27 protein-coding genes, 1 other RNA gene, 2 pseudogenes and 1 riboswitch are annotated in these 23234 nt (G+C 45.6%); of the genes and pseudogenes, 24 read left to right on the forward strand and 6 right to left on the reverse strand.

Annotated elements, in window-relative coordinates; all coding sequences use genetic code 11:
• The first annotated feature begins 4 nt into the window (after window positions 1–4).
• From M1D90_RS10080 to M1D90_RS10105, 6 genes are all read left to right on the forward strand, one after another.
• Window positions 5–1318: a ribonuclease H-like domain-containing protein gene (locus tag M1D90_RS10080; RefSeq protein WP_396278697.1), complete on the forward strand. Its 1314-nt coding sequence runs from the start codon at window positions 5–7 to the stop codon at window positions 1316–1318.
• Between the two features lie 241 nt (window positions 1319–1559).
• Window positions 1560–1829, forward strand: coding sequence for a CotD family spore coat protein (locus tag M1D90_RS10085; protein ID WP_020451911.1), 270 nt, complete (start codon window positions 1560–1562; stop codon window positions 1827–1829).
• A gap of 116 nt (window positions 1830–1945) precedes the next feature.
• Window positions 1946–2497 (forward strand): DUF1273 domain-containing protein, encoded by a 552-nt coding sequence (locus M1D90_RS10090; protein WP_039072801.1) that lies wholly within the window; start codon window positions 1946–1948, stop codon window positions 2495–2497.
• A gap of 80 nt (window positions 2498–2577) precedes the next feature.
• On the forward strand, window positions 2578–2874 hold the full coding sequence (gene gpsB / locus M1D90_RS10095) for a cell division regulator GpsB (protein WP_003182873.1): 297 nt from the start codon (window positions 2578–2580) through the stop codon (window positions 2872–2874).
• 52 nt (window positions 2875–2926) lie between these two features.
• Window positions 2927–3313, forward strand: an RNA gene (gene rnpB / locus M1D90_RS10100) — RNase P RNA component class B.
• A gap of 95 nt (window positions 3314–3408) precedes the next feature.
• Window positions 3409–4560, forward strand: coding sequence for a THUMP domain-containing class I SAM-dependent RNA methyltransferase (locus tag M1D90_RS10105; RefSeq protein ID WP_039072800.1), 1152 nt, complete (start codon window positions 3409–3411; stop codon window positions 4558–4560).
• 128 nt (window positions 4561–4688) lie between these two features.
• On the opposite strand, the gene M1D90_RS10110 is transcribed toward M1D90_RS10105, so the two are convergent.
• The gene (locus tag M1D90_RS10110; protein ID WP_020451908.1) at window positions 4689–5150 is read right to left on the reverse strand and encodes a hypothetical protein; all 462 of its coding nucleotides are present in this window, start codon (window positions 5148–5150) and stop codon (window positions 4689–4691) included.
• Between the two features lie 261 nt (window positions 5151–5411).
• Between M1D90_RS10110 and M1D90_RS10115 the strand changes: the two are divergent.
• The 15 genes and pseudogenes from M1D90_RS10115 to M1D90_RS10185 all read left to right on the forward strand — a co-directional run.
• Window positions 5412–5530: pseudogene (locus M1D90_RS10115) on the forward strand (IS1595 family transposase); the annotation flags it as partial.
• Between the two features lie 152 nt (window positions 5531–5682).
• Window positions 5683–6046, forward strand: a pseudogene (locus M1D90_RS10120) (hypothetical protein).
• A 196-nt stretch (window positions 6047–6242) separates the two neighbouring features.
• Window positions 6243–6419 carry a hypothetical protein gene (locus tag M1D90_RS10125; RefSeq protein WP_020451906.1) on the forward strand — a complete coding sequence of 59 codons (177 nt, stop codon included), beginning with the start codon at window positions 6243–6245 and terminating at the stop codon, window positions 6417–6419.
• Between the two features lie 108 nt (window positions 6420–6527).
• A complete protein-coding gene (locus M1D90_RS10130; RefSeq protein WP_023857408.1) occupies window positions 6528–8447 on the forward strand; it encodes an ATP-dependent DNA helicase in 1920 nt (639 codons plus the stop codon).
• A gap of 115 nt (window positions 8448–8562) precedes the next feature.
• Window positions 8563–10065: a carboxypeptidase M32 gene (locus M1D90_RS10135; protein ID WP_023857407.1), complete on the forward strand. Its 1503-nt coding sequence runs from the start codon at window positions 8563–8565 to the stop codon at window positions 10063–10065.
• 140 nt (window positions 10066–10205) lie between these two features.
• Window positions 10206–10305: riboswitch (purine riboswitch) on the forward strand.
• A gap of 118 nt (window positions 10306–10423) precedes the next feature.
• Window positions 10424–11008, forward strand: coding sequence for a xanthine phosphoribosyltransferase (xpt, locus tag M1D90_RS10140; protein ID WP_020451903.1), 585 nt, complete (start codon window positions 10424–10426; stop codon window positions 11006–11008).
• Window positions 11005–12321 carry a nucleobase:cation symporter-2 family protein gene (locus M1D90_RS10145; RefSeq protein WP_020451902.1) on the forward strand — a complete coding sequence of 439 codons (1317 nt, stop codon included), beginning with the start codon at window positions 11005–11007 and terminating at the stop codon, window positions 12319–12321. The genes xpt and M1D90_RS10145 overlap by 4 nt, the downstream gene beginning before the upstream one ends.
• A gap of 73 nt (window positions 12322–12394) precedes the next feature.
• Window positions 12395–12946: a GNAT family N-acetyltransferase gene (locus M1D90_RS10150; RefSeq protein WP_020451901.1), complete on the forward strand. Its 552-nt coding sequence runs from the start codon at window positions 12395–12397 to the stop codon at window positions 12944–12946.
• 41 nt (window positions 12947–12987) lie between these two features.
• Window positions 12988–14085: a type III polyketide synthase gene (locus tag M1D90_RS10155; protein WP_214485388.1), complete on the forward strand. Its 1098-nt coding sequence runs from the start codon at window positions 12988–12990 to the stop codon at window positions 14083–14085.
• A gap of 7 nt (window positions 14086–14092) precedes the next feature.
• On the forward strand, window positions 14093–14596 hold the full coding sequence (locus tag M1D90_RS10160; RefSeq protein ID WP_039072797.1) for an isoprenylcysteine carboxyl methyltransferase family protein: 504 nt from the start codon (window positions 14093–14095) through the stop codon (window positions 14594–14596).
• Window positions 14597–14659: 63 nt separating this feature from the next.
• Window positions 14660–14755 (forward strand): Fur-regulated basic protein FbpC, encoded by a 96-nt coding sequence (fbpC, locus tag M1D90_RS10165; protein ID WP_003182857.1) that lies wholly within the window; start codon window positions 14660–14662, stop codon window positions 14753–14755.
• A 143-nt stretch (window positions 14756–14898) separates the two neighbouring features.
• Window positions 14899–18462, forward strand: coding sequence for a dynamin family protein (locus M1D90_RS10170; RefSeq protein WP_456283419.1), 3564 nt, complete (start codon window positions 14899–14901; stop codon window positions 18460–18462).
• 74 nt (window positions 18463–18536) lie between these two features.
• Window positions 18537–18806: a YpbS family protein gene (locus M1D90_RS10175; protein ID WP_023857403.1), complete on the forward strand. Its 270-nt coding sequence runs from the start codon at window positions 18537–18539 to the stop codon at window positions 18804–18806.
• 79 nt (window positions 18807–18885) lie between these two features.
• Window positions 18886–19035 (forward strand): hypothetical protein, encoded by a 150-nt coding sequence (locus tag M1D90_RS10180; protein ID WP_003182852.1) that lies wholly within the window; start codon window positions 18886–18888, stop codon window positions 19033–19035.
• Between the two features lie 84 nt (window positions 19036–19119).
• Window positions 19120–20007, forward strand: coding sequence for a 5'-3' exonuclease (locus tag M1D90_RS10185; RefSeq protein ID WP_456283421.1), 888 nt, complete (start codon window positions 19120–19122; stop codon window positions 20005–20007).
• Window positions 20008–20016: 9 nt separating this feature from the next.
• Here the strand turns inward: M1D90_RS10185 and sspL are convergent, their stop codons facing one another.
• From sspL to M1D90_RS10200, 3 genes are read right to left on the reverse strand one after another with little or no spacing between them, the layout of a single operon-like run.
• Window positions 20017–20163 (reverse strand): small, acid-soluble spore protein L, encoded by a 147-nt coding sequence (gene sspL / locus M1D90_RS10190; protein ID WP_003182847.1) that lies wholly within the window; start codon window positions 20161–20163, stop codon window positions 20017–20019.
• A 42-nt stretch (window positions 20164–20205) separates the two neighbouring features.
• Complete coding sequence (locus M1D90_RS10195) at window positions 20206–20604, reverse strand: reverse transcriptase-like protein (protein WP_020451895.1); 399 nt, start codon at window positions 20602–20604, stop codon at window positions 20206–20208.
• Window positions 20594–21295 (reverse strand): queuosine precursor transporter, encoded by a 702-nt coding sequence (locus tag M1D90_RS10200; protein ID WP_023857402.1) that lies wholly within the window; start codon window positions 21293–21295, stop codon window positions 20594–20596. Before M1D90_RS10200 ends, M1D90_RS10195 begins: the two co-directional genes overlap by 11 nt.
• 74 nt (window positions 21296–21369) lie before the next feature.
• Here M1D90_RS10200 and M1D90_RS10205 point away from each other — a divergent pair, with 74 nt between their 5' ends.
• Window positions 21370–22029: a reverse transcriptase-like protein gene (locus M1D90_RS10205; protein ID WP_075213134.1), complete on the forward strand. Its 660-nt coding sequence runs from the start codon at window positions 21370–21372 to the stop codon at window positions 22027–22029.
• Between the two features lie 14 nt (window positions 22030–22043).
• Complete coding sequence (locus tag M1D90_RS10210; RefSeq protein ID WP_003182841.1) at window positions 22044–22229, forward strand: zinc-finger domain-containing protein; 186 nt, start codon at window positions 22044–22046, stop codon at window positions 22227–22229.
• A gap of 59 nt (window positions 22230–22288) precedes the next feature.
• On the opposite strand, the gene M1D90_RS10215 is transcribed toward M1D90_RS10210, so the two are convergent.
• Entirely contained in the window at window positions 22289–22555 is a 267-nt protein-coding gene (locus tag M1D90_RS10215; RefSeq protein ID WP_020451892.1) for a DUF2564 family protein, read from the reverse strand.
• A gap of 160 nt (window positions 22556–22715) precedes the next feature.
• Here M1D90_RS10215 and M1D90_RS10220 point away from each other — a divergent pair, with 160 nt between their 5' ends.
• Window positions 22716–22898, forward strand: a complete 183-nt coding sequence (locus M1D90_RS10220) for a hypothetical protein (protein ID WP_003182837.1) — start codon at window positions 22716–22718, stop codon at window positions 22896–22898.
• Between the two features lie 54 nt (window positions 22899–22952).
• Here M1D90_RS10220 and cspD read toward each other — a convergent pair whose 3' ends face one another.
• Window positions 22953–23153: a cold-shock protein CspD gene (cspD, locus tag M1D90_RS10225; RefSeq protein ID WP_003230776.1), complete on the reverse strand. Its 201-nt coding sequence runs from the start codon at window positions 23151–23153 to the stop codon at window positions 22953–22955.
• Window positions 23154–23234: the final 81 nt, after the last annotated feature.

The following is a 23234-nucleotide window of genomic DNA, read 5'->3' on the forward strand; positions in this document are numbered from 1 at the left end:
CGGAATGTCTTTAAAACGAAAACTTAACCGCTATAAGCATCACCTGGGAAATCAAGCGAAAGAAGAAAAAACGGATTCTCCGGCAGAAAAGCGGACTTCCGTGTCCGTCGGCTTTGAGAAAGAATGGGCCGAATTCGGTGTTAAACCGTATGTGTTTGAGGACTGCTATTGCCTGATCAGGGAAGTCGTTTATCCGTTGACACATGTTCATGGCCATTACGCATTTTCTGAACTGCATGAGACGGTTAGGCGCTGGAACAACAGCGCCGTTTCCCATTCGCTTTCAAGCAAAGGGTATACACCGAGCCAGCTTTTCTTCTTTGATACGGAAACGACCGGTCTCGGGGGAGGAGCCGGCAATGCGATCTTTTTGCTCGGCCATGCACGGGTGTATGACGACCGCGTAGTCGTCAAACAGCATCTGCTGCCAAAGCCGGGGCACGAAGCCGCCCTCTATCACAGCTTCCTGAGTGAAGTCGATATTCAGTCTCTTGTCACCTATAACGGAAAAGCGTTCGACTGGCCTCAGGTGAAAACGAGGCATACGCTGATCCGCGACAGGGTTCCGAAGCTGCCGGATTTCGGCCATTTTGACCTGCTCCACGGATCCCGCCGCCTTTGGAAGCATAAGTTTGACCGCGTCTCTTTGGGGACGGTGGAAAAGGAAGAGCTGGATGTTGTAAGAACTGAAGATACGCCGGGCTACCTGGCGCCGATGATGTATTTTCATTTTTTAAAGGAGGAGCGTCCGGAAATCATTGAAGGCGTTTTGCGCCACAATGAGCTTGATGTGCTTTCTTTAATTTCTCTTTACATCCATTTATCGAAGAAAATCCTCACTCCGGAGCAGACAGCGGAAGCAAACGAAAAGTACGCGATGGCCAAATGGCTTCTCGCCAACCGGGAGACAGAGCTTGCGACAGCGCAATTGCAGGAGCTTGAAAAAAAGCCTTTCGAGCAGTCTGAACGCGCATCATTCGATTTATCCATGCAGTATAAAAAGCAGGGCATGCTAAAAGAAGCCGCATCCCTTTGGCTGAAGCTCCAAAATGGAACAGACGGAAAAACCGCCTGGCGCGCAGGCATCGAACTCGCCAAATACTTTGAACATCGAAAGCGGGACATTCGGGCCGCCCTCGAGGTAACGGATAACCTGATGCTGCAGCACGGTTCACAAAAGTTTGAGCTGACCGAAAAAGAAGTAGCCGGCCTTTTGAAACGGCGCGAGCGGCTGGAAAGGAAATTCGGACGAAATATTCCCCGGGCAAGCGCAGAAAACGACGATCTTCGAAAGCCAAACATTTCAAGCATGTTATGAATTGTAGAAACCGATCGCTTCTTGTAAAATAGCGTTAGAATGGTTTGAAGGGAGCGTCGATATGTATAAGGGGCTGTTTTATCTGTTTTTTGTCGTCGTACTGTTTATCGTATTAATCATGACGAATTTCAAGGAAAGCTTTATGGCTTACTTTTAAAATAGGTTTTTATATTAGTACATGTTTACCCCTTGCTTCATAGTTTAATAGTGTATATAGAAGCTTAAAGAAAGGGGAATTTTCATGCACTGTAAACCGCATGTAATGGCGCCGATTGTTCATCCTACTCAATGCTGCTACAACCATACGCAAAGCAAAACCGTCGTACCGCACATTCACCCGCAGCACACAACGAATGTCAACCATCAGCATTTTCAGCATGTTCATTACTTCCCGCAAACTCAATCAGCTGTCAACCAGGCATCACATCAGCACTTCGTGAGCCCTGGCGCAGGAATGATGCCCGGGCCTGGAGCGATGCCAGGACCTGGAATGGGTATGGGTCCTTACTAAAAAGGATTTTCGGAAGTTTTGTCAGGATGAACGAGCGCCGGATTGAACGTGAGCAACAGAATATCTTTTAAAAAAATGGGGCGGAATACGGCCCCATTTTTTAGCAGGTGATCATAATGAAAGTATTGGCCGTTACAGGGTACAAGCCGTTTGAACTGGGGATTTTCAAACAGGATGACAAGGCTCTGTTCTACATAAAAAAAGCGCTTGAAAACCGATTGACCGCCCTGCTTGAGGAAGGGCTGGAATGGATCCTTATCTCAGGCCAGCTCGGCACGGAACTATGGGCGGCGGAAGTTGCGTTTTCGCTGCAGGAAGAATATCCCGACTTGAAAGTGGCGGTTATCACTCCGTTTTTGGAACAGGAAAAGAAGTGGAACGAGAAAAATCAAGAGCAGTATGAAGCTGTGCTCGCAGCCAGCGATTTCACTGAAAGCTTGACACACAGGCCGTACGAAAGCCCGGTCCAATTTAAACAAAAAAACCGGTTTTTCATCGAAAAGGCGGATGGCTTATTGATTCTGTACGACGAAGAAAGAGAAGGCTCGCCTGTGTATATGCTGAATGAAGCAAAAAAAGCTCAAGAAAAACGCGATTTTCCGATTTACACGATTACGATGGATGACCTGAGAGTCACTGTTGAAGAAAGCAGCTTTTACGAAGAGTAAAAAGTGCAAGAGAAAATTTGACATTGCACACGTTTTCTGAAAAAATATAAGATGATGATTCACGATATGAGGTGAAAAAGATGCTTGCTGATAAAGTGAAGCTTTCTGCTAAAGAAATTTTGGAAAAAGAATTCAAAACAGGAGTCAGAGGCTACAAGCAGGAAGATGTTGACAAATTCTTGGACATGGTCATTAAAGACTATGAAGCCTTCCATCAGGAAATCGAAGAATTGCAGCAGGAAAACCTGCAGTTGAAAAAACAGCTTGAAGAAGCGAACAAGAGACAGCCGGCTCAATCAAATACGACCAATTTTGATATTCTAAAACGGCTTTCCAATTTGGAAAAACATGTGTTTGGAAGCAAATTATACGATTGATGAAAACCGCTTGCCCTTTAGAACAAACTAAGCTATAATAGTTGATGTCTTAACGTTCGGGTAATCGCTGCAGATTTTACATCTGTAGAGGAAAGTCCATGCTCGCACGGTGCTGAGATGCCCGTAGTGTTCGTGCCTAGCGAAGTCATAAGCTAGGGCAGCCTTGCAGAAGGCTGACGGCAGGAAAAAAGCCTACGTCCTTTATGGATATGGCTGAGTATCCTTGAAAGTGCCACAGTGACGAAGTCTCACTAGAAATGGTGAGAGTGGAACGCGGTAAACCCCTCGAGCGAGAAACCCAAATTTTGGTAGGGGAACCTTCTGGACGGAAATGAACGGAAAGAAGGACAGAGTTGACTCTGTAGATAGATGATTACCACCCGAGTACGAGGCTTAGCAGCCGACAGCAGTACGACGGAACAAAACATGGCTTACAGAACGTTACACACTATTATGATGATGACAATGTATAAGCTCTCCGCAGGTAGGAGAGCTTTTATCATGTAAAAAACATACATAAAAACAGGTGATATGATGAAAACCTATACATTAATTGCAACAGCGCCGATGGGAATTGAAGCGATCGTTGCCAAAGAGGTGCGAGATCTAGGATATGATTGTACGGTTGACAACGGCAAAGTCGTGTTTGAAGGTGATGCCCTCGCCATCTGCAGAGCCAATCTGTGGCTGAGAACTGCTGACAGGGTGAAAGTGCAGGTTGCCGAATTTACGGCCAAGACCTTTGACGAGTTATTCGAGAAGACAAAAGCGGTCGACTGGAGCGCCTATCTTCCTGAACACGCCTCATTCCCCGTGACGGGAAAGTCTGTTAAATCAGTGCTTGCAAGCGTGCCGGACTGCCAGCGCATCGTCAAAAAGGCGATCGCCGAGAAGCTGAAATCAGCGTATCAGACACAAGGCGGGTGGCTTGAGGAAACAGGCCCGGAATATAAAATCGAAGTCTCCCTTTTAAAAGACAAAGCGGTCATTACGCTTGATTCATCCGGAGCCGGGCTTCATAAACGGGGATACCGAACCGGTCAAGGGGAAGCGCCGCTGAAAGAAACCCTCGCTGCAGCATTGATTCAATTGACAAATTGGACGCCTGACAGACCTTTCGTCGATCCGTTTTGCGGTTCGGGCACGATACCGATCGAAGCGGCTTTGATCGGCCAAAATATTGCGCCGGGTTTCAACAGGGATTTTGCATCCGAAAGATGGGAATGGATCGGCAAAGAAGTGTGGGATCAAGCAAGGCTTGAAGTCGAAGACAAAGCGAATTATGATCAGCCGCTGTCAATTTCGGGGTATGACCTGGATCATCGTATGATCGAGATCGCCAAAGCGAATGCCGAGGAAGCGGGACTAGCCGATTTCATCGAATTTAAGCAAATGCAGGTAAAGGATTTTCGGACGAAAGAGGAATACGGCGTGATTGTCGGAAATCCGCCGTACGGGGAACGCCTCGGTGAAAAGAAAGCAGTCGAAGCCATGTATAAAGATATGGGCGAAGCATTTGCCGGACTTGATACGTGGTCTGTTTACATGCTGACATCAAACGAGCGTTTTGAAGAGTGCTACGGGAAAAAAGCGACAAAAAAACGGAAACTCTTTAACGGTTTTATTAAGACGGACTATTACCAGTATTGGGGGAAAAGGCCGCCAAAACCGAATAAAGAGAAGTGAAGCTAAAAGGCTGCCATGAAACGGCAGCCTTTTTTCTTTCCATAGCTGGAAAGCCGCCGAACGGCGTTTTTAAATTTGCGCGCCCGCGGGATTATCCCCTTAAAAGCGCATGGCAAAACATCGATTCACTAGTAAATCCATGAATCATTTTTCTTTTTATAAGACGAATCATAGCATTTTTTGCGCGGCTCATAGTAGCAGTCTTTCTTGCAAGGTTTGTGGTAATCGTAGTCTTTTTTACAAGGCTCATGGTAGTAATAATCCTTTTTGCAATAATCGTAATCCTTCTTGCAAGGCTTATGGTAATCGTAGTCTTTTTTGTAATCCTCATGGTAGTAATAATCCTTTTTGCAATAATCGTAATCCTTCTTGCAAGGCTTGTGGTAATCGTAGTCTTTTTTGTAATCCTCATGGTAGTAATAATCCTTTTTGCAATAGTCGTAATCCTTCTTGCAAGGTTCATGGTAATAGAAGTCTTTTTTGCAAGGCTCATGGTAGTAGTAGTCCTTTTTGCAATAATCGTGATCTTTCTTGTAAGGATCATAATCATAATCCCAATAATCTTTCTTTGCCGGTTCATAATAGTACATAAACTCTCCACCTTTAGTCTATAAATTTTTAAGTCCCTACAGGATATGATAGAAAAACAGAATAGACTGGGTTTTTATTGTGGATAAAGCGCACATTGTCTAATATAGTCCTTACTATCTGATGTTAAGCTGTTGTTTGACTGGAAAAAGGGTGTTTGACCGCTGTGAAAACGGTTAAACGTAAATGTTGATATTTGAAAACTTCCCCAAAATTTTGATACAATCAAAATCAGAACAAATATTCGATGGTAAGTTATCAAGCTGAGCAAAGCGTTTAGCAACTTGTTAAAGGATATCGGCAGATTACCACATACCCAAAAAGAACAAGATGGGTTAAACGCTATGTTGAACCTTCTTCCACTGTGGGTGGTCGATTAATCAAGGTGTCGCTGCGAAATATCTTGATTTTTATTTGTCGATAGTCGAAATGACAGTTTACGACTCGCAAAAATGAATGTGCAGTCCTAATTCAACCATTAAGCAGATTGTTAAAAAATGTTGAATCATTAAAAAAGAAAAATGAGGTTTGTATATGAATTCTGTCAGCCAAGAAATCCAAGATTTGTCCATTCAATCGTTGGAGTCAACTTTTAATAAACTAACAAATGCTTATAAAAGCACGAAAGAAAAAGGTTCAAACACAACTCTTGTCAAAAAGAGACTAAACGCAGTAAAAATTGGTTTAGAAAGCCCTAAAAGGTATTTGGAATGGAGAAGATTTTGGCTATAACGAAGAAATCATATTGACTTCTAAAGAAGTTTTACAAGGTATCATTCCATCTATTGAAAAACAAATAGCCAAAGCAAAAGAAGGCAGTCCTCAAAAAACATTAAATGAGCGTCGCTTGACTGCACTAAAACTGGCAATCGAATCTTTGGAGAACCGTCTTATATAAGACGGTTCTTAAAGTTTTTAATTGTTCCGGAATCGGGTGAGTTACATAACAAGATTGAAGGAAACCATATATACTATGGATTCCCTTTATTTTTGCGTATTTATCAAGAGCAAAGAAAAAACATAAAATCAGCCTGTATAAAAACGATTCATCCTGCATATACTCGGGATTATTGATTTTGAAAAGGGGTGATTTCATGTTGAACAGCGATCACATTCATATGATTCAAAAAGCGCTGGAGACGTCAGAAAACCAGCTCGAGGACATTGGCGAAGAGCGCCTTACATATGCGAAGGAAGAATTGAAAAACGCGATCAGCCATATGGAATCGACGGATCATCCGTTTTTGACGCATTCGATTTACCGGAAATAGTTAAGAGAGGCTTCCTGCTCCTTTTCTCAAATCTTTCTTGTTGAATTTCCCGAATCATAGTGATAGGATAGAAGTTCTGAAAACTCGATAGTTGGGGGTTGGAGCAGGGTGACAGCATCTCGTCTGCCTTTTTCATTAACAAAAACAAAAAACTTTTATGAAGAACTGAACAATTGGATCGGTGATGTATTTTACGATATTCTTCCTGAAAAAGGCTTTGATTTGCGCGATGAGCAAATATTCATGGCTTTTCAATTAGAACGGGCATTTAAGGAAAAGAAGGTCATGTTTGCAGAAGCCGGAGTCGGAACCGGAAAAACGCTCGTCTATCTTCTGTTTGCCTTGAGCTATGCCAGGTATACGGGCAAGCCGGCGGTCATCGCTTGTGCGGATGAGACGCTGATCGAACAGCTCGTCAAAAAAGAAGGCGATATTTACAAAATTTCCGAGCATTTGGGCTTGACGATTGACGCAAGGCTCAGCAAATCGCATGATCAATATTTATGTTTGAAAAAACTGGAGAAAACGATGCAGCGATCTGATGATGAGAAATGGCTTGACCTCTACGAAAGTCTGCCGTCTTTCGTTCATGAATCGCAGGGCATGCAGTCTTTTTATCCGTACGGCGACCGCAAAGAGTATTCGTCTTTATCAAATGATGAATGGTCTGAAATCGGTTACGATTCTTTTCAAGACTGTCTCACGTGCGACATGAGGCACCGATGCGGACTTACACTGTCAAGAGACCATTATCGAAAATCAACCGATTTCATCATCTGTTCCCACGATTTCTATATGGAGCACGTTTGGACAGAAGAGGCGAGAAAACGGGAAGGCCAGCTTCCGCTTTTGCCGGAACACAGCGCTGTGGTTTTCGATGAAGGGCATCTGCTCGAGTTTGCGGCGCAAAAGGCGCTGACGTACAGGGTGAAGCAATCGACGCTCGAAATGTTTCTCGAGCGCCTGCTCGGCAATGACATCAGAGAAGAATTTGCAGAGCTTGTCGAAGAAGCGCTTCGCGCCAACGACGAATTTTTCGGTTTGCTTTCAGAAAACGCCGAAAAAGCAGAAGGCTCTGAGCGCATGCGCATCAAAGATCATGCCAATCTGAAAAAAGCGGCCGCCGAGCTGTATGATTTGCTTGAAAAGATCGGGGAGGCGCTCGTTTTTGAAGGCGAGCTGTACACGATCGACCAATACGCTTTAACCGTTGTTGAAGAGTATCTCGAACAGATGGCTTACTCCCTTTCGCTCTACAGGAAAAATGCGATCAGCTGGCTTGAGCAAAAAGAGCTTGAGTCAACATTCGTCGTCATGCCGAGAACCGTCTCCGAAGTTCTCGGAGAAAAAGTGTTCTCCAAGCAGATTCCATTTATTTTCTCATCGGCGACATTATCGGAAAACGGATCGTTCGATTATTTAGCGACAAGCCTTGGGATCCGCGACTACTTATCATTTACCGTTGATTCGCCGTACGACTATGAAGAGCAGATGAAAGTGTACATCCATCGAATTGAGGAAAAAGAAGCAAAAGAAAAAGCGGCAATCCGTGCAATCAAAGAATCGGGCGGGAAAACGCTGATTCTGTTTCCGTCTTTTGAGGAGCTTCTGTCCTTCAAGCGCCGGACTGCACAGGAATCATTTTCGTTTCCTGTTTACTTTGAGGGGGATGAAGAAATCAGTACAATTGTTGAAAAGTTTCAAACGGTTGAAGAATCCGTTTTGTGCTCTGTGCATCTATGGGAAGGGCTCGATATTCCCGGAGATCCGCTGCAACATGTCATCATCTGGTCGCTTCCTTTTCCGCCGCATGATCCTGTGTTTGAAGCGAAGCGGAGCGGTTTGGAAAACGCCTTTCGCGAAGTAGAACTTCCTTACATGCTGCTAAGGCTGCGCCAAGGCATCGGCCGTCTGATCAGATCAAACAGCGACCGCGGCACGATCAGCATTTTTGCGGGCGATGAACAAGAATGGAATGTGATAAAAGAAGTCGAATCTGTGCTTCCTGTTCAGCCGGTTTATGTATAAAGAAAAGCGGACATCCCGCTTTTCTTTTTTTTGGCTGCATAAAAGTTGACTTTCGTAAATATTTCCATTAGTCTGATTACAATTCGCATCATATAAGGGAAGAGGAGGATGAATGATGTCGATCAATACATATGAAAAAGAGTTTTTAGAAACATTAAAGAAAATCAGCCGGTATGAGCAGGCGATTAACGTGATGTATTGGGATATGAGGACGGGCGCGCCGAGAAAAGGCGAAGAAAGCCGCGCCGAAGCGATCGGACAATTGTCGGCAGACGTCTTTCAAATGAGAACGTCCCCGCGGATGAAGGAGCTTTTGGATGCCCTTGCCGAGCAAAAACAGGATCTGCCTGCCGATACACAGAAAGCGGTTGAGGAAGCGAAAAAAGAATACGATTTAAACAGCAAGATTCCGGAAGAGGATTTCAAAGAATATACGACGCTGACATCCAAAGCGGAATCCGTCTGGGAAAAAGCGAAAAAGGCGTCCGATTTTTCTCTCTTTGCTCCGTATTTAGAAAAAATCATCGACTATAAAAAACGGTTTATCTCGTACTGGGGATATGAAGGCCACCCCTATAACACCCTTCTGGACCAATACGAACCAGGCGTTACAGTCGAAAAGCTCGACGGCCTTTTTTCTGAATTGCGGGAGGCGATCGTTCCGCTTGTACAAAAGATTGCCGCCAGTGATCAAAAGCCTGATACGGGCTTTGTGCACGAACGTTTTCCAAAAGAGCGGCAGCGCGATGTATGCCACTTTTTCTTAAAAGAACTGGGCTATGATTTTGAGGCGGGGCGCCTGGATGAGACGGTTCATCCTTTCCAGGTGACGATCAGTCAAGGGGATGCCCGGGTGACCACAGCATATAATGAAAACGATTTTCGCTCGGCCGTTTTCGGAACGATTCATGAATGCGGCCATGCCATTTATGAACAGAACATTGATGAAGCGCTGGGCGGAACCAATTTAGCAGACGGCGCATCAATGGGGATACATGAATCCCAATCCCTTTTCTATGAGAACTTTATCGGCAGACATCAAGGTTTTTGGAAGCGGTATTTTGAGAAAATAAAAGAAGCAAGTCCTGACCAGTTTGCAGGCGTTACTGCCGAAGGGTTCTACAGGGCCGTTAATGAATCAAAGCCGTCGCTGATTCGGATTGAGGCTGATGAGCTGACATATCCGCTGCATATTATGATTCGCTACGAAATTGAAAAAGCGATTTTCAGCGGCGAAGTATCGGTCGGAGACCTTCCGAAACTATGGAATGACAAATATGAAGCATATCTGGGCATTACGCCTCCTGACGATGCTAAAGGAATTCTCCAGGATGTCCATTGGTCCGGCGGCGATTTCGGTTATTTCCCTTCATATGCGCTCGGATATATGTATGCGGCTCAACTGAAATCAAGCATGCTGAAAGATTTTCCGGAGTTTGACCGCATGATTGAAAACGGCGAATTTGAACCGATCAGAAAGTGGCTGACAGAGCACGTTCACATCCACGGCAAAAGAAAAAAACCGTTGGACATCATCAAGTCTGCGACAGGCGAAGAATTAAACGTCCGTCATTTAATCCGCTACCTGAAAGAAAAATATACAACACTCTATTTGTAAAAAAGAAATCCCTCCCGTGAGTCCGGGAGGGATTTTTGGATCAGAATTTTCTGTTAAATACGAACATTAAACTGAAAAAAATGTGTGCAGGTTCGTCTTTTTTTGTTTTATCCCTTTTCAACCGGATCGAAAGTTGATATAATTTGATACATTATATCACTCATATAATCGCGTGGATATGGCACGCAAGTTTCTACCGGACACCGTAAATGTCCGACTATGAGTGGGCGCTAAGAAAACGAACGTCATTTAGTGAAACAGACGGAATTCGTCTTTTTAAGCATTGCCCGCTCGCATTCAAAATCCGAGCGGACAATGCTTTTTTTTATGAAGGGCAATTGATGAACGGAGGGGTTTAATGGAAAAGCTAAAACGAAAAATTGCAGAGCATGGCACGGTGTTGTCTGACGAAGTGCTGAAAGTTGATTCATTTTTAAATCATCAAATCGATCCGGAATTAATGCTTGCTGTGGGCGAAGAGTTTGCCTCGCTTTTCCGGGAGGAAGGCGTCACGAAGATTGTGACGATTGAATCCTCAGGCATCGCACCTGCTGTGATGGCAGGCTTGAAACTGGGCGTGCCGGTAGTATTTGCAAGAAAGCGTCAATCGCTTACCTTAACGGAAAATCTGTTGACGGCTTCTGTCTATTCATTTACAAAAAAAACGGAAAGTACGATTGCCGTATCAGCCAGCCATCTTTCAAAGGATGACAAAGTTCTGATCATCGACGATTTTTTGGCAAACGGACAAGCGGCGAAAGGGCTCGTTTCCATCATTGAACAGGCCGGCGCAAAGGTGTGCGGAATCGGGATTGTCATCGAAAAATCATTCCAGACGGGCAGGGAGGAGCTTGACAATCTTGGAATCAGAGTCGAATCCCTTGCGCGTATTGCATCTCTTGCCGATGGAAAAGTTACCTTTTTACAGGAGGTTGGGTCATGAAACTTACGGCCGGTAAAACCGTTTCATTAAGCATTCAGCACGTCCTGGCCATGTATGCAGGAGCCGTTGTCGTGCCGCTGATCGTCGGCGGCGCTCTCGGCTTGACGCCGGCTGAGCTCACATACCTTGTGTCTGCCGACATTTTGATGTGCGGTGTGGCGACACTGCTGCAAGTTTGGAAAAACCGCTTTTTCGGAATCGGTTTGCCTGTTGTATTGGGGTGTACGTTCACAGCCGTTTCACCAATGATTGCGATTGCTTCAAAATACGGTATTCCAGCGATCTATGGAAGCATCATAGCAGGCGGTGTGATTGTCGTTATCGTTTCTTTTTTCTTCGGAAAACTTGTTAAGTTTTTCCCTCCCGTGGTCACAGGATCGGTCGTCACGGTGATCGGTATTACCTTGATTCCCGTTGCGATGAACAACATGGCCGGCGGTGAAGGCAGCAGCGATTTCGGTGAGCTGTCCAATCTTGCTTTAGCTTTTTCCGTTTTACTGGTCATCGTCCTTTTATATCGTTTTACAACAGGATTTATCAAATCAATTTCCATTTTAATCGGTTTAATTGCAGGAACAGCCGGCGCCGCTCTGATAGGAAAAGTTGATTTTACAGAAGTGGCAAACGCAGGCTGGGTGCAGATGATCCATCCGTTTTACTTCGGCACTCCCGTTTTTGAGATCACACCGATCTTGACGATGTCCCTCGTGCTGATCGTCAGCCTTGTCGAGTCTACAGGCGTCTACTTTGCATTGGGTGATTTGACGGACCGCCGGCTGACAGAAAAAGATTTAGCAAAAGGCTACCGTGCCGAAGGGATTGCCGTGCTGCTGGGCGGGGTTTTCAACGCCTTCCCTTATACGGCCTATTCGCAAAACGTCGGTCTCGTCCAGCTGACAGGAGTTAAGAAAAACAGCGTGATTGCGCTCGCTGGAGCTTTTCTTATTCTGTTGGGGCTGTTTCCGAAAGCCGCTGCTTTAACGACGATCATTCCTAAACCTGTGCTCGGCGGCGCTATGGTCGCGATGTTCGGCATGGTAATCGCCTACGGGATCAAAATGCTGAGCCGGGTTGATTTCGGAAAGCAGGAGAACTTATTGATCGTAGCGTGTTCCATCGGAATCGGCCTAGGCGTGACGGTTGTACCGCAAATGTTTCAAAACCTTCCCGATGCCGTCAAGCTTTTGACAGAGAACGGAATTGTCGCGGGAAGCTTTACAGCCATTCTCTTGAATGCGATCTTTCATATCCATCCGTTTTCTCGTCATGCTGAACAGCCTGAAGCAGTTCCAACTGAAAAATCAGCCGTTTAAAACCTCACAGATTGTGAGGTTTTTTTGCATTGCGGATAAGCCATACTACCGGTATGAAGAGGAGGCGTAACGAATGGAAACTGTGAATGAGCTTGTCGAACGAATCAGCACGAAAGACGGCGGTGAAGCTGTCATCCGTCCCGTCAAAATGGCGGATGCCCCCGACATCATTGAAGCAGTAAAAGATGTGATTCAAACCGGTGTGTACATCCAAAAAGAACGGCCGCGCACACTTGAGGAAGAGCGGGCATTCATCAGCGATATGATGGAAAAGGATAACATGTATGCGGCGGTTGAAATCGATGGTGCGGTGTACGGAATTGCCCGGGTCATTCGCGGCGACCTCAAAATGAAGCGGCACACGGGGCTGTTCAGAACATGGCTTCACAGCAAAGCGCAAGGGCTTGGAATCGGCAGGGAAATCATGTCCTACACCCTCAACTGGTGCAGGTTGCATCGTCTGCATAAGCTCTGCCTGACCGTATTTTCTGCAAATAAAGCAGCGCTGTCGCTCTATGAGAAAAGCGGCTTTATCATTGAAGGGGTTCAAAAGGAGCAGGTTTTTGCGGACGGGAAATATGAAGATGAAGTGCTGATGGCCTATTTTTTCGAGAGGTCCACATAAGGCCGGGCGATTCGGGAGACGCTGTAAATAGAGGTGGTGTTATGGCCTACGTCATTTCGGCGGGGACAAGCCTTCCCCGCTGCCATGTTGACCAGAAGGAAGCGGCCGTTTTTGCGAGGGAGATGTTCAAAGATTCATTTAAAGACATTGACCGACTGCTGTCAGCTTTCCAAAATGGAGAAATCGCTTCAAGACAATTTGTCATGCCTTTGGATTGGTATAAAGAATCCAGGAGCTTCAAGGAAAAAAATCAGGCGTACATTGAAATGGCTGTCAGACACAGTGCAGAAGCCGTTTCGAATTGCCTGTCAGACGAACGGTTTTTGAAAAAAGAAATCCCTTTCGAAAAAATTGAAGCGATTTTTTTTATATCTTCTACAGGCATCTCGACTCCCGGCATTGAAGCGAAGCTCATGAACATTCTGCCTTTTTCAAAACAGACGAAGCGGATTCCGATTTGGGGGCTCGGCTGTGCAGGAGGAGCTTCAGGTATAGCGCGGGCATTCGAATACTGCAAAGCGTTTCCAAAAGCCCATGTCCTTGTGATTGCGGCGGAGCTGTGCAGCTTAACGTTTCAAAAGGATGATCAATCGAAAAGCAACCTTATCGGCACATCTTTATTTGGCGATGGAATCGCCGCGCTCTTAATGTGCGGCAAGGAAGCGGATTTCTCATCAGCCAGATTGGAGGTTCTTCCGGAAGTAGTGAGCTCACAATCAGCCACCTTGGAAGATTCGGAAGATGTCATGGGCTGGGAAATCAATGACAACGGTTTCCGTGTCGTTTTTTCCAGGGACATTCCGACATTAATCAAAACACATTTAAAGAACGATGTCGAAGCATTTCTCAATAGGGAACAACTCGCTTTGGAGAACATTCAAGTATTTCTTGCCCATCCTGGCGGAAAAAAAGTTCTCGACGCTTATATGGCAAGCCTCGGCTTTTCCGAAGCGCACATCGACTGTTCACGAAAAATTTTGGCCAGGCACGGCAATATGTCATCAGCCACTGTGATGCATGTTTTAAAAGAATATTGCCTGCATGGCAGTCCCATACCGGGAAAATACGGTCTCTTAGGGGCGCTCGGCCCGGGCTTTTCATCGGAGCTGCTGCTTTTGAAATGGACAAAAAGAGAGTGACTGACACATGTTTTGGACAATTTTAAGCATTTTTGCCGCCCAGCGCCTGCTTGAGCTGGCAGTCGCGAAGTTCAATGAAAAAAACGCTCTGAAAGAGGGAGCGGTCGAATACGGGAGACGTCATTACCCTTATATCGTCGCGATGCATGTTTTGTTTTTCATATCTTTGATTTGGGAAACGATCGCTTTTCAACGCGGACCTCTTCCGATGGCGCTTGTCGTATTAACAGGCCTCATCTTCACTCAGGCCCTCCGGTATTGGGCGCTCTTTTCTCTGGGGAGATGCTGGAACACGAAAATCCTTGTCATCCCTGGAACGAACCTTGTCCGAAAAGGGCCTTATCAATGGTTCAAACACCCGAACTATGTGGCGGTGGCTCTTGAATTTCTGCTTTTGCCCCTGCTTTTCCAGGCATACGCCACCGCACTTTTATTTACGGTGCTCAACGCTGCTGTCATGTACATCCGCATCCGCACGGAAGAACAGGCATTAGAAAAATTACACCATTGAAAATGATTATCATTTCATTTATAATGATGATAAACATTCTCATTATAGGATGGTGAGTCGCGTATGACGATGTTTTTTTTGCTGGCGGCGGTCAGTACATACAGTTTATTGATTGGTTATGTCTTAAAAGGTATCGCAGGAGCGAATCCGCAAAAATAAATAAATACACGTGCTGAAGCTGCCGAAACAGGCAGCTTTTTCTCGTTTTTTCTTTCAGATTGTGAAGAAAAATACAGCAAGGTTGTGTAAAATGGGAGAAAGGGCTAAGATGGCAAACAACAACGCAAAAAGGGGTAGGAAACATGGCACAAATAAACACGAAAGACGACCTGTTGAAAAGAGCCGGAGCGGTTTTCGGGGAGCTCAGGAAGATCGGGGATAACAAGCGGTCTGCGCAGCTTGCGGGAATCATCCGAAAATGGCTGAGAAAAGAAGTGTACATTGCGTTAACCGGACATTATTCAGCAGGAAAATCATCGCTATTGAACGCGCTGCTTCAGGAAGACGTCCTGCCGACAAGTCCGATACCGACGAGCGCCAATCTTGTGCTGGTCCGCCGGGGGGAAATGAAAACAACACTCCATACGATCGATGGAAGATACGCCCGGATGGATGGCTCTTATGATAAAGAAAAAGTGCAGGCGTACTGCAGGGACGGCAGCCAGATTGAAATGGTGGAAATCGAGGGGCCATTTTCAGGAATCGCGCCTCAGGCCGTCTTAATTGACACCCCCGGAATTGATTCGACGGACGATGCCCATTTTTTATCGGCGTCTTCGATACTTCACCAGGCGGATGCCTTGTTTTATGTCGTGCATTACAATCATGTCCATTCCGAAGAAAATGTGAAATTTCTTCGATCAATAAAAGATCAGATACCCAATATTTTTTTCATCGTGAACCAGATTGACCGTCATGACGAAGCAGAAACAGGCTTCCATGCCTATAAAAAGCAAGTGCTTGATATGCTGCAGAAAGAAGGGATCGATGAAGATCATCTTTTTTTTACATCGGTCACCGAAGCCGGTCATCCGCTGAACGAATTCACCCGGCTTCGCGCTGTGCTGGAAAGGTTGCAGCATCAATCCGAACAGCAGCTAAAGGCATATACGGAGCAAAAAATCAGCAGCCTGATTCATGAACATATCAAAATGCTGATCAGTGACGAAGACACGGCTCTGTCTGAAGAAACCGCTTCCTTAAGAGAAAAAGTCGAGTCTGTAAAAGCACGGCTTGCCGATTTGATAGAACAGGAAAAACGGGCGGAGGAACAAAACAAAAAAGACATACATACAATTGCCCAAAACGCAAACTTAACGCCGTTTGAGATGAGAGAACTGGCCAAATCGTATTTGGAATCTATCGAAAAAGGCTTTAAAAAAGGATTTCTTTTCAGCAAGGCCAAAACGCTTGAAGAAAAACAAAAACGAAAAGAAGTGTTTCTTGCCGACGTTCAAAAAAGGGTTCAAGCCGAAATCGACTGGCATGTCATTGAAGCAATCAAGGCTTTCATGAACCGCTTTAACGTCCAGAGTGATGAACTGCTTCGGGACGTTCTTCAATTTCGGACAGAGGTAGATGAAAATGAACTGCTTCGTTCCCAGAAAAAAGGGGCTGAGCTTACACCGGAATACGTGCTGAACTATACGAAAGAACTGGCTGAAAACATCAGAAGAAAGGCAAAAAGACAAGCGCAGCCGCTTATCGATCAGCTCAAAACATTCATCAAAGAAAGAAACGGCCTGCAGGCGGAAGCGATGAAAGTCGAATATGAAGCGGAACAGGCGAAGCTCGCCGAGCTCGAAAGCCGGTTGATCGAACAGCAGAAGTCATATGAAAAAGCAAACCGTCTCTGGGATCAATGGGAACACGGCGATCAGAGCGAGCTGCCAGCGAATTGGTATGCCGAAGAAAAAAAACCCCTTGAAAAACCGCTTGATGCCCGACGAGCGGAACCGGTCCGTGTGCAAGGGGAAAACAGCAGCCGTAAAGACGATGTGCTCCATCCGAAAAAGGGCGTTTCTGAGTACATTGAGCACTTTTTCGACTTGGCCCGGTTTTTGGCGGATATTCCTGCTTTGGAAAAGCAGCGAAAAGCATTCTTGGACAAAACGGAACGCCTTCATACAAGGCAGTTTACCCTGGCGCTCTTCGGCGCATTCAGTTCCGGCAAATCGTCTTTTGCAAATGCGCTCTGCGGGCGGAAAGTGCTGCCGTCATCTCCGACGCCGACAACGGCAACGATTAATAAAATAACAAAACCGTCGGGAACCAAAAGGAACGGGACGGCTGAAGTCGTTTTTAAAACGGAAGAGGAAATCAGAGCGGAACTGGATCAGCTATTGGAGGGGAAAATGGCTGCGGCAAAAGGCTCCGCTTTTGGCGAAAAACTTGGAAACCTTTTGAAAAAAGGAGACCTGGATGATGATGAACGGCTGCTGATCAAGAACTTCCTCAAAGCTTATGAGCGTTATGGTTCATATATCAACGATCGGGAAATCCTGACGATTTCCGCTGAAGATCTGCATCCGTATGTCGCTGAAGAACAAACGGCCTGCGCCGTCCGTGAAGTCACCGTTTATTTGAGCACACCGGTCACGGAGAAAGGAATTACGATCGTCGATACACCGGGTGCCAGCAGCATGAATAAGCGGCATACTGAGCTTGCGTTTCAATACATGAAAGATGCCGATGCTCTGCTTTACTTAACATACTACCAGCATGCATTTTCCAAAGCGGACCGGTCGTTTTTGCGCAAGCTCGGACTCATTAAAGACGCTTTCAGCATGGATAAAATGTTTTTTATTTTAAATGCGGCAGACCTCGCGGAAAACCCGGCCGAATTACAGACGGTTGAAGACTATGTTAGGGGAGAGCTCTTGAAAGAAGGCATTCAAAACCCGCATCTGTATCACGTATCGAGCAAACAGGAGCTCAGCAAAAAAGCTTCGCCGAATAACGATTTCAGCAGATTAAAGCGGGAGCTCGACGATTTTATCGAAAATGGTCTAGCCAGAACAGCTGTCGAAGAGCTGCTTGATGAAGGCAAAAAACTGTGTGAAACCGTCTTTCAGCTCCGCCGTTCACTGCACCGTTCCGCTGAAGAAAAGGAAGCGGAGCAAAAGCGGATCGCCAAAGCTTATCAAGCGGCTTTAGCTGTCATTGAAGAAGCAGAAAAGGGATCATCAATCCTTCAAATGACCGAAAAGGATGTGGAAGAGCAATTTTACCACATGAGGCAGCGCCTGGCCTTTTATGCACACGATTTATTTAAAGCTGCAATCCATCCAGGGCTTCAGAACGGAGATTGGCGCGCCAATCTGCAAACCGCTTTGAAAAGCTGCTTAAAGGAGTATGAATTCGAATTTTTGCAGGAACTAAAAGCGCTTGATATCAGAATGGAAAACATCATGCTCAAGTATGCCGGCGAACAGTGGGCAAATGCCGTAAAAGAGCGGCTTGCCGATAATCCTTATTTTGCGGTTCATATCACAGCTGACCGCCCTGAGACCGGCAGCTGGGAAACAGCTGCAGCGTCAGCGGATGAAGGGGAATTTGCAGATGAACTGAAAATGTTCAAAACGCCTAAAGCGTTTTTTCAGCAAAATGGCAAAGCCCGGCTTGTCGAGGCGTTTACTGCAAAGCTTTCGGCTATCACGGACGAATGGATTCAACGTGAAAAGCGGACATGTTTAAAGCGCTGCAAAACGAGCGCCGGACAATTACAGAAAGCGGCTGTTCTGTCCGCAAAAGCTCAACTCGAAGAACAAAAAGAAGCGTACTTTCATGAGCCGTTGGAAAGCGCAGAGCGTGAAAACATTGAAAAAGCGCATAACTTGGCAGGCGAATGGCTCCGCTCAAGTTGAATCAGATTGATATTGGTATGGATATCTGGCCGGCAGACATGATAGACTGAATAAAAAAAGAAGGGAATTAGATGATGACAAACGTTCATGAAGCCATTACAGCACATTCCAAAAAACAGCACCAGCACATCAAGCAGTTCGTGCGTCTCGAACAGGAGAGGGAAAAAGCGATCGATGAAGCGGTTGATAAGTGCCGGCGAAATGAAGCATTTTCAACCGGCCTCATCAACCAAATTACCATGCAAATGAACGAATTGGCCAAAAAAGGCATCGTTCCCACGAGACGGCTCGTCTCGAAAGAAATGGTCGCCGAATACGTCAGCCGAAAATATCCGCAGGCCTAGCTGGTGAATCCTTCCGCGTGTGGCGTCATGTTTTTTTGCAAAACATAAATCATGTCACGCCCGCTGGAGGTGAAGTGTGATGGGAAGAACAAAGCTTGGCAACGCCAATGCACAGCGAAACAACAACGCTAAAAAGAAGAACGGCTTTAATACTGAATTTGCGACTGAATCCTATTCGCAAATGGAAGCCGCCAAATTAATTTCTAGCAAAAAACAGCACCAAAAATAGAAACAGCGTCGATTGACGCTGTTTTCATCATTTTTGCTCCTGTGGTACAATAAGTGCATTGTATGATGAAAGGAAGTTTCCATAATGAACAAGAAGCTGCTGCTTGTAGACGGGATGGCTTTATTATTCCGATCTTTTTTTGCGACTGCGGTGCACCGCAATTTTATGCTGAATGACAAAGGGGTGCCGACAAACGGGGTTCACGGCTTTTTAAAGCATCTGTTAACCGCGGTGTCTGCGTTTGAACCGAGTCATGTCGTCTGCTGCTGGGACATGGGAAGCAAAACGTACCGCAACGATTTATTTAAGGACTATAAAGCGAATCGCGGCGAGCCGCCTCTAGAATTGATACCGCAATTTGACATAGCAAAGGAAGCGGCGGAAGAGCTCGGGATTTTAAATATCGGCATTGCGGGCTATGAAGCCGATGACTGCATCGGCACGCTGTCAGCGATGTTCAGCGAAGAAGCGGAGATCACGATCGTCACCGGTGATAAAGATTTGCTTCAGCTTTTAACAGTCAATGTTAAAGTCGCCCTGCTACAAAAGGGAATCGGCAATTATAAAGTATACACGGAAGAATCATTCAGTGAAGAGACCGGTGTCGAGCCGAAGGCTTTGATTGACATCAAAGCGCTGATGGGTGATACAAGCGATAACTACCCGGGTGTAAAAGGCATCGGCGAAAAGACGGCCTACAAACTGATTAAGGAATATTCGACTGTTGACCGGCTGCTGGAAAACATCGGACAGCTGACAAAGGGTCAGCAGACGAAAATAACCGAATGTCTTGAAGACCTGAAGCTGTCCAGAATCCTTGCAGAAATCAAATGCGATGTACCGCTTTCCTGCTCATTGGACGACGCAGACTTCACCTTGATGCATGACAGGGCGAAAGCGATGCTGAGACTTCATCAAATACGGGGAATCGAACCGCTGCTGGTGAAATTCGAAAAAAGAGAGATCGGATAACCGATCTCTCTAATGTTTTGTATTGCTTTTTTTCGCCCGGTTTTCAAGCTCGGTTTTTGGGTCTGTATGCCGGTTATCCCGGTTTAATACAATATCTCCCTGGGGCGTGACACCGCCTGTCAGGCGGCCTCTTCCTGCTGAATGCTGTTTTTCCACATGAACCACCTCACTCGTTATGATGTGCAGCGGGAATGGATTTTACTCGGGGTGATTCAGCAATATCGCCTTTTTCGCAAGCTTGTCAGCCGCCTGGTTAGACTTCGAAGGAATCCACTTGATAAAAAATAAATCAAAATCGTTTTTTAAGCGGATGATTTCATCCAGATAAGGCTTAAATGCCTGATTTTTGACAAACTCCAAATCCGCCGTGCGCTCGACGATCTGCGAATCGGTCCGAAACGAAACGATCCGGTAGTTTCGTTCGGCGCACAGCTTCATTCCTTCGATCAGCGCCTTGAATTCCGCTTCATGATTGCTCAGTAAGCCGGCGGGAAGGGAGAAGGACTCGGTCTTCTGACCGTCTTTGATGAAAATGCCAAGTCCGGACGGTCCGGGATCACCCGCGCTTGCTCCGTCGATATAGACCTCAATCGGCATTGTTTCCGCTCCTTTCATCCAAAGGGGTGATTCTTTTAGCGGCATAAGCGTACGGCGCTGCGAAAACGGCGACAACGAATTTCAAGACATATGTCGTGATGAAAATCTGAATCCAGACATTCAGCGGATAAGCGCCCATAAATGCGACGCTTGTAAAAATCAATGTATCGAGCAGCTGGCTTAGGGCTGTGCTGCCGCTGTTGCGAAGCCACAGTGCCCGATCGGAAGGAAATAACCTTCTGATTCCCGAATATACATAAACATCAAGCGTTTGGCTGATGATATAGGCGAGCAGGCTGCCGAGCGCCACACGGGGCAAGAAGCCGAATATCGTCTCCAGCGCAGGCTGTGCAATGTCTTCCGGATGCGGCTTGAACAGAAGCGCTCCCTGCATGACGAGCGTCAAAGCAATCAGAATGAAAAAACCGATTGAAACGGCTTTTTTCGCTTCTTCCTTTCCGTATCTTTCATTGATGACGTCGGTCGCAAAAAATACGCTTCCGTACAGGATGTTGCCGAGTGTCGCGGTCAACCCGAACAGCTCGACCGTTTTGACCACCTCGATATTGGCGGCGGCTGTCGCAAAACCGATCCAGACAAATAAACCGGTTTTGCCAAATCGTTTAAAAAAGAAGAGAACAATGATAAAATTAATGATCGCAAAACTAATCCATAATATTTCGTTAAACAAGAACGGGTACTTCCTTTCTGAATAAACTGTTTTGATTATAGCATAACAAGCCATAATTTGATAAAGGTGATTTTGTGAAACTGAGAGCAGGTATGAAAATCAAGATTAAAGGGTCTTCACCCATTCCTTTTACAGCTGATGAGTGGATCGAGATGAAAGAGGCAGTGGCGGCCGGGCGTCAGCTTTCTCAAAGTCCGTATGTCACTGAACTTGAGTTTGAAGATGAGAAGGGCAGCTTTTGGACTCTGAAAGAGCTGGAAAAGCTGAAAGAAGAACTTGCGGCTGAACCGGATGAGATCACCGTCTATTTTGACGGCAGCTATGATAAAGAAAGTCAGCTCGCTGGTTTAGGCATTGTGATATATTACTCCCTCGGCGGGGACCGGTACCGATTGAGAAAGAACAAGAGCTTTCGGCTGACAACGAATAACGAGGCGGAATATGCGGCTCTCTCCGAAGCCGTTAAAGAGCTTAGAGACCTTGGGGCAAGCAGGAACTCCGTCGTCATAAAAGGGGATTCGCTCGTCGTGCTGAACCAGCTTGAAGGTAACTGGCCATGCTATGACCCCGTTCATTCGAAATGGCTGGACAGAATCGAGAGCGAGCTTCAAAAATTAAAGCTAACGCCCACCTATATTCAAATCAGCCGCAAAGACAACAAGGAAGCGGATCAGCTCGCAAAAAAAATGCTTGAGCATACCATTGTGGAAAGCCAAATCAAACTAGATGAATAACGGAGATGAACGTTTTGGATAAGAAAGAGATCTTTAAGGAACTCACACATTTGCAGGACACCTACTGTGAAGGGTGCTTCATTAAAAAACACTTCAGAAAAGAATACGGAAAAACGTATGCCCACGCATTTTGCATTTCAAAATGCACGGTCGGAGAAAAGCTCCGAACCTATGGAGACGTGCTGACAAACAAAAATTGATCCCCCCAATAAACCATCATCCTTGGGCCGCGCTAAAAAAACCGCTGAACGCGGTTTTTTTAATGCTGTGATTCGTCAAGCTGGTGCTGGCAATCATTTAAGATGTTGAGCTGTTCGTTTAAGAAGTCTTCATCCAGTGCGGATAGTTCCTCAGCCTGTGACAGCTGTCTGGCGTCTTCGATGGATTGATACGCCGATTTCAGCAAAGTGGAGCTCTTTTGCCTCGTCGCCATTCCCGTCGTCTTTTGGGCGGTTTCTACGGCTATTTCAAGCTGCTTGCGCTGATTAAATCCCGTTACAAGATCATCGCGATGTTCTGAGTTCATGATCATACACCTCCGACAAGTATTTTTTCTAAAAAAGGCATTTTTATGTGTGAAATAGAAAAAATAAAGTAAAATTAATCCGATATAACTATTGAACCTAAAAAATATAAGTCTTTATTACTAATTTAGGTAATCATGAAAAAAAGGAGTCTGAGGAACAGTGGAAAGCAATGAACTGCAAACCGTTCTTCACAAGACATTTGTGGAGGTATATAAAGATCTTGAACAGCTCGTTGATATCGCGAAAAAGGGGCGTCCATCTCTCGAGAAGAACATTGAGGAAATCGAGCAAAGGTTGAAGCAAAATATACTGGCAATCGAAATTCAGCTGAAAATTAAATAGGAGAGGCAAAAAATGCCTCTCCTCTTATTTGAAGTCTCAATTGTCTTGATTTTGTTAAAGCTTTACAACGTTAGATGCTTGAGGTCCACGATTACCTTCAACAATCTCGAAAGAAACTTCTTGTCCTTCTTCTAGAGATTTGTATCCGTCACCTTCGATTGCAGTGAAATGAACGAATACATCGTCTCCGCCTTCAACTTCGATGAAGCCGAAGCCTTTTTCATTGTTAAACCATTTTACTTTACCGTTTTGCATATTGCTTAATCCTCCTAGTACTGTAGCACAATGTGCTAAAAAAAATTTTCATCATCTAACGGTGTTCTGCTAAATGATGGT

This window comes from Bacillus sp. JZ34 (genome assembly GCF_053903205.1).